This window comes from Streptomyces sp. NBC_00663 (genome assembly GCF_036226885.1).
Lineage (GTDB): Bacteria > Actinomycetota > Actinomycetes > Streptomycetales > Streptomycetaceae > Streptomyces.
Genome location: NZ_CP109027.1, coordinates 4,386,352 through 4,403,315, shown reverse-complemented (window position 1 = coordinate 4,403,315; position 16,964 = coordinate 4,386,352). Strand labels below are relative to the sequence as shown.

Genomic DNA, 16,964 nt, shown 5'->3' with positions numbered 1-16,964 from the left:
CCTACCTCCCGCCCCGCCCCGCCAACGTCCCTTACTCCTGCCCCGTCAACGTCTCCTACTCCTGCCCCGCCAACGTCCCTTACTCCTGCCCCACCAACGTCCCCTACTCCCGCCCCACCAACGTCAGCAGCGTCGCCTCCGGCGGGCACGCGAACCGTACCGGCGTGTAGCGGTTCGTGCCGCAGCCTGCCGAGACGTGCAGGTAGGACGTCCTGCCCTCCGCCGTGTGCGTCGACAGGCCCTTCACCCGGTCCGTGTCGAGGTCGCAGTTGGTGACCAGGGCGCCGTAGAAGGGGATGCACAGCTGGCCGCCGTGCGTGTGGCCGGCCAGGATCAAGGGGTAGGCGTCGGACGCGTACGCGTCAAGGACGCGCAGATACGGCGCGTGCACCACGCCCATCGAGAAGTCCACCGAGGACGACGGGCCGCCCGCCACCTCCGCGTACCGGTCCCGCTTGATGTGCGGGTCGTCCAGTCCCGTCAGTTCCACCGACACGCCCTCGACCTTCAGCGTGCCGCGCGTGTTCGTCAGGTTCAGCCAGCCCGCCGCGTCGAAACCGTCCCGCAGGTCCTCCCACGGGTTGTGAACCACGCCGACCGCGGGCGGGTTCCCGTTCAGACCGTGCCGGCCGCTCGTCTTCTCCAGGAGGTAGCGAGCGGGGTTACGGGGCTTCGGGCCGTAGTAGTCGTTGGAGCCGAAGACGTACGCCCCCGGGAACTCCATCAGCGGGCCCAGCGCGTCCAGGACCTCGGGCACGCCCTCCGGGTCCGACAGGTTGTCGCCGGTGTTGATCACGAAGTCCGGGCGCAGTCCCGCCAGCGAGCGCAGCCAGCGCTGCTTCTTGCGCTGGCCGCCGACCATGTGGATGTCGGAGACCTGGAGCACGCGCAGGGGCCGCATGCCGGCGGGCAGCACAGGGACCGTCACCCGTCGCAGACGGAAGGAGCGGGCTTCGAAGCCCGCCGAGTACAGCAGTCCGGCGGCGCCAATCGCCGCCATTCCCAAAGGAACTCCGTATCGCGCGCGCATGCCTCCATCGTGTCAGATCGCGGGCGCGCACTTGACCAGTCGCCCGGGATCCCGTAAATGCACGGGCGTCTCTCGTCGTACACCTGCGACAATCAAACCCATGACCACCACGCTCAAGTCGAAGCTTCAGGCAGACCTCAACGCCGCGATCAAGGAGCGCGATGAGCTCCGCTCCTCGACGCTCCGGCTGACCCTCACCGCGATCACCAAGGAGGAGGTCGCGGGCAAGGAGAAGCGTGAGCTCTCCGACGACGAGGTCCTCAAGGTGATCACCAAGGAGGCGAAGAAGCGCCGCGAGGCTGCGGACGCCTTCGCCCAGGGTGGTCGGGCCGAGAGCGCCGAGCGGGAGAAGGCGGAGGGCGAGGTGCTCGCCGAGTACCTGCCCAAGCAGCTGTCCGACGACGAGCTGAACGACATCGTCGCCCAGGCCGTCGAGGAGGCGAAGGCGGCGGGCGCCGAGGGGCCGCGGGCCATGGGCGCCGTCATGAAGATCGTGAACCCGAAGGTCGCCGGTCTCGCCGAGGGTGGCCGCGTCGCCGCCGCGGTGAAGAAGCTGCTCGCCGGCTGAGAACAGGGCCCAAAAGCCCCGCTGTTCCTCCCCTTCCGGGAGGGGACAGCGGGGCTTTTTGCGTTTCCGGGCCGTATCGCCGTATCGCCGTATCGCCGTATCGCTGTGCCGCTGTGCCTCCGGCCGCTCTGGCGTAATGACGTCAATTCCCCCGCATCCGTTGAGGCGTTCAGGTCACCTCTGATCGAATAGTGCATCAACAAGGCTTGTACCAGCGGGCTTTCACCTTTCGCGACTGACGAACGCGTCATTCGAAGTCATTCGAAGTCATACGACGTCGTACGACGCCGTCCTCGCCCCTTCGCCGCATACGCACCCCCCCAACTTCCGGCCCCGCCCTGTCCATCCGCGGGCCGGACGATTCGTGCCGTCCAGGCACGCGTATCAGGAAAGGACGAGTGGTTGAGTCCCAGACAAGGAAAAAGCCAAGGAGCAAGGCAACGTGCGCGAGCCCCACTGGCCCTCATCGCGGCCGGCGGAATTCTCGCGGGTCTGCTGCAAGCCACGGCCTGGGCGGAGGAGGCCGCGCCACCCGGCACGGGCACAAGCACCGGCACCAAGGCAGCAGTGGCCGGGCCGGACTCCGTGCCCACCGGCGACCGTGTCGACGTACTCGGCGAGGACTACAAGTCATCGGCGGACATCGCCTGGACCAGTACCGGTGACGCGCAGGGCTTCCATCTGCTGACCGCGACGGAGAAGAGCGGTTACGCGTGGAAGACGCTGGCGTCGCTGGCCGAGCCGGGGTTCGACGCGGACCAGTGGATCGGCAACGTGTGTGTCACCGGGTCGGGGAAGCGCGCGGTGGTCGTGTACGCGCCGCGCACGTTCACCAACGACCCGAAGCTGATGGCACGCGGTGGTTTCACGGCCGTGGTCGACCTGGTCACCGGCGCCGTGACGAAACTGAAGGTCAACGCCTCGCTGTCGTACTACAACCCGGGTTGCGGCACCGGTGAGACCGCGGTGCTGACGCAGTCGCCGGGGGAGGACCGGAAGAAGACCCGGTTGATCCGGGTCGACGCGGCAACCGGCAGGACCGCCACGCCCGTTGTGGTGGACGGGCAGGTCACCTCCTCCGTGCCGGCCGGTGACGGGAAGGTCGCCGCGGCGGTCGGCCGCACGCTCGTCGAGATCGACGGCGAGGGGCGTAAGAAGAAGCTCGCCACCACGGGTACCGTGCCGTACCGCATCAGCCGCGACGGCGACGGCGGTTATGTGTTCCTGGAGCGGGTGCAGCGCGACAGCCTCAAGGAGAACGAGACGGCCCTCGTGCGGCGTTGGGCCGACAAGAAGGTCACGCGGCTCGGCTCCGGACCGCTCGGCGACACCGGGCTGACCAGGCGCGGCGGCCAGGTCTATCTCACCGGTGGGGTGAAGGCCGAGAAGGGTCTGCCGAAGACCGTCACCCGGCTGGCCGGGGCGGACAAGGACGCGACCCTCTCCACCAAGGGTGCCGCGATCGTCCAGCACACCGAGTGGGCGGACGGCAGGAGTTCGCCGAAGTACCTCCAGCCCGACTCGGCGCTCGACGCCCGGCCCGTGAACGTCACGGCGACGGTCCGGGACAGCGGTGAGCAGGCCGAGTTCGTGGTGACGCCGCTGAAGTCGAAGTCGGCGCAGTGGGAGACCTCGCGCACGCCGTCACCGCTGCTGGGCAAGGCGCCCAAAGGCACGGGTAAAGCGCCCGAAGGCACGCAGAAGGCGTCCGACGAGACGTCGGGCATGCGCACCAACTCCCTCACCACCCAGCCCCTTTCGGCCGACGACCCGGCCGACGTCACCGGCACCCGCACCGAGATCGTCGAGTCGGAACGGACCTGTTCCGTGCCCCGCAACGACCCGCGCAACCAGGCGATGCAGCCCAAGCCGCGTCAGGTGGAGTGGGCCGTCGACAAGGCCGTGACCGGGAAGTTGAACCTCGGCGCCTCGCGGTCGGCGAACTGGAAGAACCTCGGGATGCCGGCGTACGCGCCGCAGACCCTGTTCCCGAACCCGACCCTGGAGGGCGGCGGCCGGGTGCCGGCGCAGGTGCTGCTCGGCATCACCACGCAGGAGTCGAACATGTGGCAGGCCGCCCGTTCGGCGGTGCCCGGCGTCACGGGCAGTCCGCTGATCGGGAACTTCTACGGCATCGACTACTACGACGGCAACACCGACAACGACTGGGACATCGACTGGTCCGAGGCCGACTGCGGCTACGGCGTCACCCAGGTCACCGACCACATGCGTCTCGGCGGCCGGGAGCACGGCAAGGGCGGCACCGCCTGGGGCTACGACAAGCAGCGCGCCGTGGGCCTCGACTACGCCGCGAACATAGCCGCCGGTCTTCAGATCCTGGTCGACAAGTGGAACCAGACCCGCAAGGCCGGCCTCGTCGTCCACGACGGCAACGCCAACCGGCTGGAGAACTGGTTCTTCGCGCTGTGGGCGTACAACTCGGGCTTCTACGAGAACGTCAACGGCAACGACGCCTGGGGCGTGGGCTGGGCCAACAACCCCGCCAACCCCGAATGGGACGCCGGCCGTATGCCGTTCATGGAGGACCGGCTCGGCAACGAGGACGCCTCGGCCGCCGCGCGTCCGCAGAACTGGCCCTACCCGGAGAAGGTGCTGGGCTTCGCCGCCCACCCCCCGTCCTTCATCGAGTCCCCGGGCACGATGGTCGCGGCGTTCCGCGCGGCCTGGTGGAACGGCACCTCCGAGGACGCCACCGTCCAGGGCTCGGCCAAGTACAACCGAGCCAAGGTCAAGCCGCCGGAGGACCTGTTCTGCGGCCCGTACAACTGGTGCGAGCCGTCGAAGATCGGTGACGGCGCGGCCAATGAGCCCGGCGCGGGGCCGTGCACCCGCGACGACTTCAAGTGCTGGTACAACCAGTCGGTGAGCTGGAAGACGGACTGCTCGTACTCGTGCGGCAACGAGTTCTTCCGCTTCACCTCGCCCGACTACGACGCCGAACAGGCGGACGGCACCGCCTACCCGCCCAACTGCTCCCGGTCCGGGCTGCCTTCGGGCTCGATGATCATCGACGACCTGCCCGGCGGCACCCCGTCGGTCCGGCCCGGCTGCGCCAACGCCGACTGGTCCAACGAGGGCAGCTTCTCCCTCGACTTCGGTGACGGAGAGGCGGGGCTCGCCCATGACGGGCAGACCATCTCCGCCGTCTGGCCGGCCAAGGTCGATCTGCACCAGCTCGGGGCCGGCTTCGGCGGTCACTTCTACTTCGGCCACGACCGCTCGCAGGGTGCCAAGGGCGAACGGCTGAAGATGACCGGCACCTGGACGCTGAACAAGGCGGTCAGCGGGCCCGCGAAGATCTGGGTCCACCTGCCCGACCACGGGGCGCAGGTCAAGTACGCCACGTACAAGATCTCCACCGCCAAGGGCGTCAAGACCCGGGTCATCAACCAGAACGGCAGCTCCAACCGCTGGGTGTCCCTCGGCGCGTTCATGTTCGACGACAAGCCGAAGGTCACGCTGTCGACCATCACGCAGGACGGCACCGGGGACAAGGACATCGCGTACGACGCCGTGGCGGTGCAGCCGATCAGCGGGCGGTTCGTGGAGCGGACCATGACCGCGGCGGCCATCTTCGACTCCAACCAGAACCTCAACGGCAACCTGCCGGAGGAGTTCTACACGCCGCTGCGCAGCATGAAGACCCTGTACGACTGGGGCATGGGCCTGGCCTACCAGGGGCCGCGCTGGGACAACCCCGGGGCGGACACGGTCGGCATCACCGGCGCCGCGCGCTGCCCCACGGTCGTGCCGGTGGGCGAGTGCAGCGGACAGCGGACCTACGACGCCGCCGAGAAGTGGTACAAGGACATCAAGGCGGGCGGCTGGACGCCGAACTCCGACGGAACGGCGCCCGGTATGTCCATCCCGGTGTGGATGGCCATGTCCAACAAGCGCCCGGACGCGTCGCAGCCGGCGAGCGTGGCCCTCAAGACCGACGACAGCTACAAGATCAAGAGTGATGTCGAGATCAGCTTCATCGTCGACGACTCCACCGGGAAGATCGTCTCCGGGAGCGAGTCGGGCGACTACCAGGTCCGGATCGGCAACGCCCATCTGCCGCACTTCGTGACCGACATCATCCAGGCCATCGAGTCGGACTACGGCATCACCAAGCCCGACATCGACTACACCACGTACGACGCCCTCGAGTACGGCAAGGACGTGGAGGCCCATCCGTACACCGACGGCGACACCCCGGGGCAGGTGTTCTTCCCGCACTTCCGGGGAGCGCGGCTGAACTCGGACAGCACGTGCGTGGACTTCCGGGCGGTCGGCGGCGGTGTGCACGGATACCGGCCGATGATCGCGCACAAGTACATCAACGACAACGTCAAGGCGTGGGTGGACAAGGTGAAGGCCCACCCCGAGACCAACATCATGATCCGGAACTTCGCCGGTGACATCTACTCGATGTTCTTCAAGAACAGCGGGGACAACAACATCTTCGGCAGTCAGATCGGCAACGCCCCGCCGATCTGGCAGGACGTCGCGGCCGCGTTCTGCGCGGACGGCAGCGTCAAGCCGACGCATCTGGTGCCTAACCGGGACGCGGTGCCGAACAACGGCATCGTCTGGCAGAGCTACATGCCCGACCTGTACCTCTATGTAGACGACCGGATGACCGACAACCTCGGCCGGCCGTCCAGCCAGCGGATCAAGCTGGGAGACTGGGGGAACTTCTCCAACGTTCCCGGCGTCAACAGCATCGGCGGGAACGCCTACGGGAAGTGCGACGCGACCGACCGCGGCAGCGGCGGCAACCCGTGGGCCGTGGACGCTCCCGTGCCGATCATCGGTGACGGACCCGGCGCCCGTCCGGCCGGTGTCGTGCACTGCGACGCCGCGACCACCGGGTTCCTCGACAACTACACGCCGTAGGGCGTAGAACCGCCCGGGACCGCCCTCGCGGTGGTCCCGGGCGCGCTCGTGGAAAGGAGCGGACCGTGGGTGCCGGCATCCTGCTCGTGCCGATGACCGTCTACCTGATCTTGATGTCGCTGTTCTGCGTCAAGGTCGGTGACAGCAGCTCATGGAAGGTGGGTTGGCTCATGGCGGCCGCCCTGGTGCTGGCCCCGCTGGGCGTCTTCGTGGCCTTCCTGATTCCTTGAGAACCCGGTGGGGGGCAACAGGCCGAGCGCCATGGCGCGGGCGCCCAGGGCCACCCGTCCGACAACCCCCAGACGGTCCATCAGGCGCTGTATCTTGCGCTGCACCGTGCGATGGCCCATTCCCAGGCGCCGCCCGATGGAGGCGTCGTTGAGCCCCAGATACAGCAGATTCAGAATTCTTCGGTCATCGATGTCGATGTACGGCGTTTTCGCACTCGCTTCAGATTCCGGCGTAATCGTCAATTTCGCCCTCCCCCGAGTCGGCCCCGTGTCGACTGCATGGCCAGTCTAGGAAGCGCCACCGACAACAGACATTCGAATAAATCTGGCCAAGCGGACGTAAAGGCACGGTAAACACGCAGGGTCACGCTATGTGTGGCGCAATTACGCCGTCCCGTATGCCGGATTGGCGCAGCTGATCAACTTTGTGCGCCTATTACTCGTCCACAGGCTGATCTAGGGTCGTTCACAGGTGAACAGGTCGCTGTGTGCTCATGGGGGGGCCTCGTATGGATCACTCACCAGGCGTGGACGAAGTCGAACTGCGCATTCTGCGGTTGTTGTGCGAGGGGCTGGGCGAGGCCGCCATCGGGCGGAGAGTGGGCCTCGGGCATCGCACGGTTCAGCGCCGTATGCGAAATCTGATGACCCGTTGGCAGGTCAAGGGGCGGGTCGCGCTGGGCGCCCGCGCCCAGGAACTGGGTCTGCTGTAGTCCGCCCCTTCTGACGAAAGGAATTCCGTGTTGCGCATGACCAAGAAGGCCCTGGTCGGAGTACCGGCCGCCCTCCTGCTGATCCTGGGCAGCCCCGGAGCCGCCCACGCCGACGACGGCTACGGACACTGCAACGCCGCGAGCGACGACGCCGGAGGCGAGGACTGTACGGTCAGCTTCTTCAACGGGCAGAACGTCCATGTCAGTGAAATGGACTTCTACGCCAACGGGGAGCGCATGTTCCTGCGCGACCACTACGCGGACGGCAGAGGCATCGTGGCCGAGATCGGCGCCCTGTCGAAGTGGTGGGCCAACACCGGGGGCGCCGGCACCACGTACGAGGCTCCGCTGCCCGACATCACCGAGGGCCAGACGATCGCCATCAAGGTGTGCCAGACCGACAACGGGAGCTGGCTCAACTGCGTGACCGTCTACGCGACCGCCTGACAGGAATCCAGCAAAAGCCTGATCCGATCCTCCGGAGGAGAGCCATGCGTGCTTATCAGCGAATTCTGGGAATCGCGGGTGCCGCGGTCGGTCTCACGGTCCTGGCCGGCCACACCGCCTGGGCCGAGACGGACTGCTACACCAACGCGAAGAACTACTACGCCTCGATGGTGTCGTTCACCGCGTACGGCGAAAAGGTGAACGTCATCGACCAGGAAGCCGACGGGCATTCCGCCGTCGCGATTCTCGACGTCCACAACGACGTCCACGGCGGCACGTTCCAGAGCTACATACTCTGGAACCCCGACGGCAAGAACACGGGGAAGCTCTACGACCTCGACATCGTCGAGGGAACTCCCGTCGTCCTCACGGGGTGTGTGGGCGAGTACGGCACCAAGTCGGTCATCTGGAGCTCCTGCGGCACCTCGGTCACCGGTGTCGCCTGACGGCCGTACCGAGGACAGGAAGAAGGGGCCCGGCATGTGCCGGGCCCCTTCTCCGTGTCAGCGACGAACGGTCAGCCGCAGTGGACGCTCTTGAGGCTCCGGCCGGCCCACGCGCCACCGTTGTCCTCGCCCCCGCCGAGATCGATGCAGTGCCCGTTGGTCGAGGTCACCGACACCGGTCCCGCGTAGTACTTGTACGCGCCCGAGTCGGGGGCGTTGCCGCTGCGGCCGGATATGTTGATGCCCACTTCCATGTAGTGGGTCGTGCCGTAGTACTTCTTCGCCAGCAGCACGGCACAGTTGGTCCCGCCGTTCGCCGAGGAGTAGTACAGACGCAGCTGCCCCCACACTTCACCGGTCGCGGGTGTGTTGTACGTGTCGATGAGACTCCCCGGACAGCCGTACTCGGCGGCCGCGTCCGTGGCGGCGAAGGCGCCGGGGGCGGTCGCCATGCTGAGGCCGGTGAGCGACAGGGCGAGGGCGGCCGAGGTCGCGAGAATTCTGCGCATGGTCAATCACACTTCCGTTTCTTGTATGGGTACGCGAATGATGGATCAGGCCACGCCGTGGCAGTTCGCTACGACGTTGGAGCCGAAGTCGATCCCGCCCGTAACCGTGCCGTCCCAGTCACCGAGCCAGGCGTTGATGACGACCGAAGTCCCCTCGGCTATGTCGAGGTCGACATCGCGGACGCCGCCGTCCGCGCTCATTCTGTTCCAGTAGAAGTAGTGGCCGTCGCCGTAGATCTCGATGCCGCCGATCGCGGAATGCCCGTCGGCGAAGATGTCGTCGATCAGGAGATGTTCGCCGTACGCCTGGAACGTGGCCTTGGCGCCGCCGTTGTCGGAATAGTCGGTGCAGTTCGTCTCGGCCTCGGCGGTCGCCGTCATGCCGATGCTGAGTGCCGCCATGATCGGAAGTACGGCCACGGCGCGTGCGAGCTTGCGCATGGGATGACCCCTTCTTGTTCTCGTGCTGGATCCGTCGGTTTCTGGTTCAGTCCCTGTGGCAGGAGGCCGAGATCACGAGCCGTGGCCTCAGGTCCGCCGAGAAGGGGGTGCCGGCCGCGGGCGTCTGCCCGCAGACCTCGTAGGACCAACTCCGCTCTTTGGAGACGGCTTTGCCGCTCACGTCCACGCGTATGTGCGGCGGTGCGTAGCCCGCCAGCACGAGCTGGTCGGTGGCCTTGCGGAGCTGGGTGCCCACGACGTTCGGCGTGGCGCCGGCTTTCACCTCGGCGCCGACCTTCGAGGGGCATGTCTCGGAATTCCGGACCGCGAAGAAGATCACCGCGCTGAGGTTCGGTTTCTCCTTCTCGAAGCAGACCTTGAATTTCTTCGCGTGGGCCGGACTCACATATCGGTTCAGGCCCGTCGCATCGCGGAGCGAGAACCCTTTGCGCTGGTCTGCCGTTTCCCTCATGGCGCTGTCGAGCGGGCCCTTGGCCGGGAGGATGGGGGATTCGCTTTCATCATTCGCTGCGGCCGGCTTCCCGTGTTCCTCACCGGCCGTGGCCGAGCCGCATGCGCTGACACCGGCAAAAATCGCCAGAGTGGCCGCTGTGCCCGCCAAGAAGCCCCGTATTCGCCTCTCGGAGATGTTCAGCAATCCCATGAATCACTCCTCCCCTCCTGCGCGTGAGGGTCAGAGGATCATCAGCGCAATTGAGGAGTCAAGGGCTTTGATGGTGCCCGAGTTGGGGGGTTGCTGAGTAATTCTGTGACTTCGTGTCCGTCTCATGTGGTGCTTTTCCGAGGGCGTGAAAGGGCACCTTTGCGGCCCGCACCGCCGCGGCGTCCACGATCACGGCGGCCCAGTCGGACTCGCCCGGACGCGCGGGCCCGCCACGCACCGCGGTCCGGCGCAGCCGTCGCCACACTCCGGCCTCCGTCCAGGCGGTGAAGCGGCGATGCGCGGTCGCCGGCGAGACCCCGAGCCAGGGCGGCAGCAGCCGCCAGGCGCAGCCGCTGGTCAGCACGTACACCACCGCGGTGAGCACCGCGCGCTCGTCCACGGGAGCCGTGCCTCCGCCCTGTCTGCGCGGCGTGAACGCGGGGAGCAACGGCTCTGCCAGGGCCCACAACTCGTCGGAGACCAGTCGTCGGGAGAGATCACCAGCCATGCGCACCATCGTCGTCGGTGCCACATGAGACGGAGGCGGGTCGAGCCAAGTTGTCGCAATCACGCCAACATGGCAGCAGGGCTGGACAGCGGACGGCCGGGACGCCGGAAGGCCAAAACGCCAGTAGGCACAGGACGCCAGAAGGCCAGGCCGCCAGAAGGGCCAGGACGCCAGAGGGCCAGGACGCCAGAGGGCCAGGACGCCAGAGGGCCAGGACGCCAGAGGGCCAGGACGCCAGAAGTCGCAGCCTCCGGTGTCCTGGCCCGTTCGCTCAGGCGTACGCCTTACCCGCGCCCGCCGCCGTTCCCGTTGTTGCCCTGGAACAGGTTCTCCGGGATGGAGAAGGTGGGCGTCGGGAACGAACCGCCGTCGGTACCGCCGTCGCCCTGGCCGCCGGTGTTGCCGTTGTCGTCGCCGTTGTCCCCGTCGCCGTTGCCGTCCCCGTTGCCATTGCCGTTCCCGTCGCCGTCACCGCGACCCGGGTTGTCCTCCGGGATGTCGACGAAGTTGAAGTTCGGGGCGTCCTTCCCGGCGAGGGCGCCGGTCATGGCGTCCTTCCAGATCGGGCCCGGGACCTGGCCGCCGTAGACGAGCTCGTTGTACTCGCCGCCGATGTAGATCTTCTTCATCTCGACCTTCTGGGAGGCGCTGCCCACCCAGACGGCGCCCGAGAGGTTCGGCGTGTAGCCGACGAACCAGGCGTTCTTGCGGGAGTCCGTCGTACCCGTCTTACCGGCGTTGTCGCGGTCGGAGAGGCCCGCCGTCTTGCCGGTACCGGAGTCGACCACGCCCTTGAGGAGCTGGTTGACGGTGTCCGCGGTCTTCTCGGACATCGCGCGTGAGCAGGTCGACTTGGGAACCTCGAGCGACTTCTTCGCCTGGCCGACCTTCTGGGTGATCGACTCGATGGCGACCGGCGTGCAGTACATGCCGCGGGCGGCGAAGGCGGCGTACGCGGTCGCCATCGTCAGCGGGGAGATGCCCTTGGAACCCAGCGCGATCGCGGGCACCTCGGGCAGCTTGTCGCCGTTGCCCTGGACGACCTGGAGCTTGTTGGTCATGTTGACCACGGGGCACAGGCCGATGTCGGAGATCATCTGCACGAAGTAGGTGTTGACCGACAGCTCCATCGCCTTGCGCAGGCGGTAGGGGCCCTTCTCCGACTCCGACTCGTTCTCCAGCTTCTCGCCCCTCGTGTTGACCCACGGCTTGCTGTCGCAGGTCTGGACGGGGCTCGGGTACTCCATCTGGTACGGCGACGAGTACTCCTGGTCGGCCGGCCGGCCCTCCTCCAACGCGGCCGCCGCGACGAACGGCTTGAACGTCGAACCGGTCGGGAAGCCGAAGTTGGAGCCGCCCATGCCGTAGCCGACCGAGTAGTTGATCACCGTCTGGTGCTGCTTGGCGTTGGTGCCGTACGGCTTCGACTGCCCCATCGCCACGATCTTGCCGGTGCCGGGCTCGACGAGGGTGGCCGCGGCGGCGACCTTGTCGCTCTCGTAGACGTGGTCCTTCAGCGACTTCTTGACGGAGTCCTGCGCCTGCGGGTCGAGCGTCGTACGGATGGTCAGGCCGCCCTGGTTCCAGGTCTTGGCCCGGGCCTCCTTGGTCTTGCCGAAGACCGGGTCGGTGAGGAAGACGTTGCGCACGTAGTCACAGAAGAACCCGGCGTCGTCGACCGCGGTGATGCAGCCGTTCCTCGGCTTGCTGACCTTCAGGCCCAGCTTCTCGCTCTGCGCCTTCCTGGACTGGGCCGCCGAGATGTCACCGACCTCGGCCATGCGTTGCAGCACGACATTGCGCCGCTTGGTCGCCTCCGCCTCGTCGTTGATCGGGTCGTACCGGCTCGGCGACTGGACGATGCCGGCGAGCAGCGCCGACTGGGCGAGGGTGAGGTCCTTGGCGGACGTGGAGAAGTAGCGCTGGGCGGCGGCCTCGACGCCGTACGCCTGCTGGCCGAAGAACGTGATGTTCAGGTAGTTCTCGAGGATCTTCTTCTTGCCGAGCTCCTCCTCGACCTGGATCGCGTACTTCAGCTCCTTGATCTTGCGGCCGATGGTCTGCTGGGTGGCCTGGGCGACCTTCGTCGGGTCGTCGCCCGCCTCTTCCACGAAGACGTTCTTCACGTACTGCTGGGTGAGCGTCGAGGCGCCCTCGGCGACCCCGCTGCTCTGCACGTTCTTGTTGAGGGCGCGCAGCACGCCCTTCAGGTCCACCGCGCCGTGCTTGTAGAAGCGCGAGTCCTCGATCGCCACGATGGCGTTCTGCATGTACGGCGAGATGTCCTTGAGCTCGACCACCGTGCGGTCACGCGAGTAGACCGTGGCGATGGTGGCGCCCTTGGCGTCGAGGATCGTGGTGCGCTGGCTCAGCGGCGGGGTCTTCAGATTGGCCGGGAGCTCGTCGAAGCTCTCCACCGATCCCTTGGCCGCGAGTCCGAGCGCGCCGAAGGCGGGCAGGGCGATGCCGGCCAGCACCGCACCCGCGAGCACGCTGACACCGAGGAACTTCGCGGCCTGCTGGGTGGGGGACAGACCGCCACCGGAGCGCTTCTTCGACATGGGGGCAGCCTAATCCGTACTCATGAGCGTTCGACGAAGACGGCAGGCCGTTTCGAGCGCATGGCAAAGAGGGGGCCTACCTTCTCATTCGCCGGACACGCGCGCAGGCCTTGGCCTAAGCTGCTCTCAACTGTCACAGCAGCGCGGCCACGTATCAATACGTCCGGCGACCCCGAATCGTTCCGGAGGTTCCCCGACTTTCTGGTGGGGACGTGTCCGAATCCGCCTTGTGTGTCACCTGGTGCCCGTTGTGACTCAACAGAACTGTCCCGCTTTGCCGGGATGATCACGCATGTCGCGGGCTCACTCCCCCGGGTGATCTGCCGCTTACGCATAGTCCGTTCGGGCCATTCAAGATTGGGCCCGAAGGGGGTGTTGCGCTGTGCCCACCTTCCGTAACGTCCTCAACTGGCGGCGGTGAATATGCCGCTGCCGCCGTGGGGGAGCCTCGATTCGGGAGAGGACGGCGCCGGTATGGGCTGGGTAACCGACTGGAGTGCGCAGGCGGCCTGCCGCACTACCGATCCGGATGAACTGTTCGTTCAAGGAGCAGCGCAGAACAGGGCCAAGGCGGTGTGCACCGGATGTCCGGTGCGGACCGAGTGCCTGGCCGATGCGCTCGACAACCGCGTCGAGTTCGGCGTGTGGGGAGGCATGACGGAGCGGGAGCGCCGCGCACTGCTGCGCAGGCGTCCATTGGTCACTTCCTGGCGCCGGCTCCTCGAGACCGCGCGCACGGAGTACGAACGAGGGGCCGGCATCCTGCCCCTCGACGACGACGAGGTGTACGAGAACTACGCGGCGGTGGGCTGAGCCCTCCGGGTCATCCATCGGGCCCTTCGGGCAACCCACCGGGGCCTGGCCCCGCAGGGGCGCCCTCGGGTCATTCCTCCGCGCTCTCGGGCAGCTCCGGCCGACCGGCCGCGAGCCGTGCCCCGATGTCCCGCAGCCCCGCGAGGTCATGGACGTCGCCGGGCAGCGCGGCCACCTCTGTCACCGCCACCTCGGGGTGGAGCGCGGTGAAGCGGTCGCGCGTGCGCTGCTCGCGGGAGAGCAGCCGCATACGCTCGGCATGCAGCCTGAGCAGGCCTGCGGTGAGTTGTCCGACGGTCTGATCCGAGGTGGGGGAACCTGAACTGCCGTCTGTGTCGGGAGAGTTACGAACTCCAGCTTTCCCGGCCTCCTGATCCACAATGCGGGTCTCTTCAAGATTTTCCGCGGCGGCGAGTGCCCGCTCGGCCGACAGCCGGGCGGCTCCGCTGCCGTGGACCCGGTTGAGCACCAGCCCCGCGAGGGGCATGTCCTCGGCCGCGAGGCGCTCCACGAAGTAGGCGGCCTCCCGCAGCGCGTCCCGCTCCGGGGCGGCCACCACCAGGAACGCCGTGCCGGGCGCCTGGAGCAGTTTGTACGTCGCGTCCGCGCGTGTGCGGAACCCGCCGAACATGGAGTCCATGGCGGACACGAACGTCTGGACGTCCTTGAGGAGTTGACCACCGAGCAGCTTGCCGAGGGTGCCCGTCATCATCGACATCCCCACGTTGAGGAACTTCATCCCCGCGCGCCCGCCGAGCTTGGCCGGGGCGGTGAGCAGCCGGATCAGCTTGCCGTCGAGGAAGGAGCCGAGCCGCTTGGGCGCGTCCAGGAAGTCCAGCGCGGACCGGGACGGCGGGGTGTCGACGATGATCAGGTCCCACTCGTCCTTCGCCCGCAGCTGTCCCAGCTTCTCCATCGCCATGTACTCCTGCGTGCCCGCGAAGCCCGCCGAGAGCGACTGGTAGAAGGGGTTGCCGAGAATCGCGGAGGCCCGCTCGGGATCCGCGTGCGCCTCGACGATCTCGTCGAAGGTGCGCTTCATGTCCAGCATCATCGCGTGCAGCTCGCCGTCGCCCTCGACGCCCTTCACGCGTCGCGGGGTGTTGTCCAGCGAGTCGATGCCCATGGACTGGGCGAGCCGGCGGGCCGGGTCGATGGTCAGCACGACCACCTTCCGGCCCCGCTCGGCGGCCCGCAGCCCCAGCGCCGCCGCGGTCGTGGTCTTGCCGACCCCGCCCGAGCCGCAGCACACCACGATGCGGGTCGCCGGGTCGTCAAGGAGGGGGTCGAGATCGAGCACGCGCGCGGGGGAGAGGCGGTGCTGCCGCTCGGCGTCCGGGCTCATGACATCCCCTGCTTCCGCAGTTCCGTGGCCAGTGCGTACAACCCCGCCAGGTCCATGCCCTCGGCGTGCAGCGGCAGTTCGTGCAGTGGCAGGTCCAGTTCGCCGAGGACCGCGCGCTGTTCGTGCTCCAGCGTGTACCGCTCGGCGTACTCCTCGGCCTGGGCCAGGAGCGGGTCCACCAGCCGCTCGGCATGCCCGCCGCGCCGCGCCCCGCCCAGCCCCGCGGCGGACAGCGACTGCGCGAAGGAGGAACGAGCCGTGCCGCGTACGAGTTCCAGCTCGGCCGCGTCCAACACCTCCGGGCGCACCATGTTCACGATGACCCGGCCCACCGGCAGGTTCGCCGCCCGCAGCTCGGCGATGCCGTCCGCGGTCTCCTGGACGGGCATCTCCTCAAGCAGCGTCACCAGGTGCACGGCCGTCTCCGGCGACTTCAGCACCCGCATCACGGCCTGCGCCTGATTGTGTATCGGCCCTATCTTGGCGAGGCCCGCGACCTCGTCGTTCACGTTCAGGAAGCGCGTGATGCGCCCGGTGGGCGGCGCGTCCATCACGACGTAGTCGTAGGCGAACCGCCCGGACTTCTCCTTGCGCCGCACCGCCTCGCACGCCTTGCCGGTCAGGAGTACGTCCCTGAGGCCGGGGGCGACGGTGGTGGCGAAGTCGATGGCGCCGAGCTTCTTCAGGGCGCGGCCGGCGCCGCCGAGCTTGTAGAACATCTGGAGGTAGTCCAGAAGGGCCAGTTCGGGATCGATGGCGAGGGCGTACACCTCCCCGCCGCCCGGTGCGACCGCGATCTTTCTCTCCTCGTAGGGCAACGCCTCCGTCTCGAAGAGTTGTGCGATGCCCTGCCGGCCCTCGACCTCCACGAGAAGCGCGCGCTTCCCCTCGGTGGCCAGAGCCAGCGCGAGGGCTGCGGCCACCGTGGTCTTACCGGTTCCGCCCTTGCCGCTGACGACCTGGAGCCTGCTCACGTCTTCGAGCGTAACCACTCGGCGTGCGCGGCAAGCAGCAGGCTGTGGATAAGACGGCCGAAGCCTGTGGGCGGCCCACGGCCGCAGGGGCGGGTGCGGGCAGCGGCTAAAGTCGGCCACATGACCAAGTGGGAATACGCGACTGTGCCGCTGCTCGTACACGCCACGAAGCAGATTCTGGACACCTGGGGCGAGGACGGCTGGGAGCTCGTCCAGGTCGTGCCCGGGCCGAACAACCCCGAGCAGCTGGTGGCCTACCTCAAGCGGGAGAAGGCGTGAGCGCGGTCGAGGCGAAGCTCGCCGACCTCGGCCTGACGCTGCCCGAGGTCGTACCGCCGCTGGCCGCGTACCAGCCGGCCGTGCGGTCGGGCGTGTACGTGTACACCTCCGGCCAGCTCCCCATGGTGGAGGGCAAGCTGCCCGTCACCGGCAAGGTGGGCGCGGAGGTCACCGCCGAGGAGGCCAAGGAGCTGGCCCGCATCTGCGCGCTCAACGCGCTGGCGGCCGTCAAGTCGGTCGCCGGTGACCTCGACCGCGTCGCGCGCGTGGTGAAGGTCGTCGGGTTCGTGGCCTCGGCCGCGGACTTCACCGGCCAGCCCGGCGTGATCAACGGCGCGAGCGAACTGCTCGGCGAGGTCCTCGGCGACAAGGGCGTGCACGCGCGAAGCGCCGTGGGCGTGGCGGTGCTGCCGCTGGACGCCCCGGTGGAGGTCGAGGTCCAGGTGGAGCTCACGGAGGCGTAGAGCGGCTCCTGGGGCCCCTGGAGCGGCATCGCCGCACCTCCGGGCCCCTCTCGAACATTCGCGCACCACG

17 protein-coding genes are annotated in these 16,964 nt (G+C 67.8%); 9 read left to right on the top strand and 8 right to left on the bottom strand.

The window, feature by feature from the left end:
• Positions 1-103 precede the first annotated feature (103 nt).
• Complete coding sequence (locus OG866_RS20040) at positions 104-1,030, bottom strand: metallophosphoesterase (protein ID WP_329336544.1); 927 nt, start codon at positions 1,028-1,030, stop codon at positions 104-106.
• 100 nt (positions 1,031-1,130) lie between these two features.
• On the opposite strand from OG866_RS20040, the gene OG866_RS20035 reads away from it, so the two are divergent.
• From OG866_RS20035 to OG866_RS20010, 6 genes are all read left to right on the top strand, one after another.
• Positions 1,131-1,598, top strand: coding sequence for a GatB/YqeY domain-containing protein (locus OG866_RS20035; RefSeq protein WP_329336543.1), 468 nt, complete (start codon positions 1,131-1,133; stop codon positions 1,596-1,598).
• 567 nt (positions 1,599-2,165) lie between these two features.
• Positions 2,166-6,500: a golvesin C-terminal-like domain-containing protein gene (locus tag OG866_RS20030; RefSeq protein ID WP_329336541.1), complete on the top strand. Its 4,335-nt coding sequence runs from the start codon at positions 2,166-2,168 to the stop codon at positions 6,498-6,500.
• Between the two features lie 65 nt (positions 6,501-6,565).
• Positions 6,566-6,730 (top strand): hypothetical protein, encoded by a 165-nt coding sequence (locus OG866_RS20025; RefSeq protein ID WP_329336539.1) that lies wholly within the window; start codon positions 6,566-6,568, stop codon positions 6,728-6,730.
• 509 nt (positions 6,731-7,239) lie between these two features.
• Complete coding sequence (locus OG866_RS20020) at positions 7,240-7,443, top strand: LuxR C-terminal-related transcriptional regulator (RefSeq protein WP_329336537.1); 204 nt, start codon at positions 7,240-7,242, stop codon at positions 7,441-7,443.
• A gap of 36 nt (positions 7,444-7,479) precedes the next feature.
• Entirely contained in the window at positions 7,480-7,890 is a 411-nt protein-coding gene (locus OG866_RS20015) for a hypothetical protein (protein WP_329336535.1), read from the top strand.
• Between the two features lie 44 nt (positions 7,891-7,934).
• Entirely contained in the window at positions 7,935-8,336 is a 402-nt protein-coding gene (locus OG866_RS20010) for a hypothetical protein (protein ID WP_329336533.1), read from the top strand.
• 71 nt (positions 8,337-8,407) lie between these two features.
• On the opposite strand, the gene OG866_RS20005 is transcribed toward OG866_RS20010, so the two are convergent.
• The 5 genes from OG866_RS20005 to OG866_RS19985 form a co-directional block, all read right to left on the bottom strand.
• Positions 8,408-8,845, bottom strand: a complete 438-nt coding sequence (locus OG866_RS20005) for a hypothetical protein (protein ID WP_329336532.1) — start codon at positions 8,843-8,845, stop codon at positions 8,408-8,410.
• Positions 8,846-8,890: 45 nt separating this feature from the next.
• Positions 8,891-9,286 carry a hypothetical protein gene (locus OG866_RS20000; protein ID WP_329336530.1) on the bottom strand — a complete coding sequence of 132 codons (396 nt, stop codon included), beginning with the start codon at positions 9,284-9,286 and terminating at the stop codon, positions 8,891-8,893.
• 46 nt (positions 9,287-9,332) lie between these two features.
• The gene (locus OG866_RS19995) at positions 9,333-9,950 is read right to left on the bottom strand and encodes a hypothetical protein (RefSeq protein WP_329336529.1); all 618 of its coding nucleotides are present in this window, start codon (positions 9,948-9,950) and stop codon (positions 9,333-9,335) included.
• Positions 9,951-10,008: 58 nt separating this feature from the next.
• Positions 10,009-10,458, bottom strand: a complete 450-nt coding sequence (locus tag OG866_RS19990; protein WP_329336527.1) for a transposase — start codon at positions 10,456-10,458, stop codon at positions 10,009-10,011.
• Between the two features lie 284 nt (positions 10,459-10,742).
• Entirely contained in the window at positions 10,743-13,019 is a 2,277-nt protein-coding gene (locus OG866_RS19985) for a transglycosylase domain-containing protein (RefSeq protein WP_329336524.1), read from the bottom strand.
• Positions 13,020-13,493: 474 nt separating this feature from the next.
• Between OG866_RS19985 and wblA the strand changes: the two genes are divergently transcribed.
• Entirely contained in the window at positions 13,494-13,832 is a 339-nt protein-coding gene (gene wblA, locus OG866_RS19980) for a transcriptional regulator WblA (RefSeq protein ID WP_329344201.1), read from the top strand.
• A gap of 70 nt (positions 13,833-13,902) precedes the next feature.
• Here wblA and OG866_RS19975 read toward each other — a convergent pair whose 3' ends face one another.
• Both OG866_RS19975 and OG866_RS19970 read right to left on the bottom strand, forming a co-directional pair.
• Complete coding sequence (locus tag OG866_RS19975) at positions 13,903-15,177, bottom strand: ArsA family ATPase (RefSeq protein WP_329336523.1); 1,275 nt, start codon at positions 15,175-15,177, stop codon at positions 13,903-13,905.
• Positions 15,174-16,151 carry an ArsA family ATPase gene (locus OG866_RS19970; protein WP_329336522.1) on the bottom strand — a complete coding sequence of 326 codons (978 nt, stop codon included), beginning with the start codon at positions 16,149-16,151 and terminating at the stop codon, positions 15,174-15,176. The genes OG866_RS19975 and OG866_RS19970 overlap by 4 nt, the downstream gene beginning before the upstream one ends.
• A 120-nt stretch (positions 16,152-16,271) precedes the next feature.
• On the opposite strand from OG866_RS19970, the gene OG866_RS19965 reads away from it, so the two are divergent.
• On the top strand, positions 16,272-16,430 hold the full coding sequence (locus OG866_RS19965; protein WP_003967454.1) for a DUF4177 domain-containing protein: 159 nt from the start codon (positions 16,272-16,274) through the stop codon (positions 16,428-16,430).
• Positions 16,427-16,894, top strand: a complete 468-nt coding sequence (locus tag OG866_RS19960; protein WP_329336520.1) for a RidA family protein — start codon at positions 16,427-16,429, stop codon at positions 16,892-16,894. The genes OG866_RS19965 and OG866_RS19960 overlap by 4 nt, the downstream gene beginning before the upstream one ends.
• The last annotated feature ends 70 nt before the right edge of the window (positions 16,895-16,964 follow it).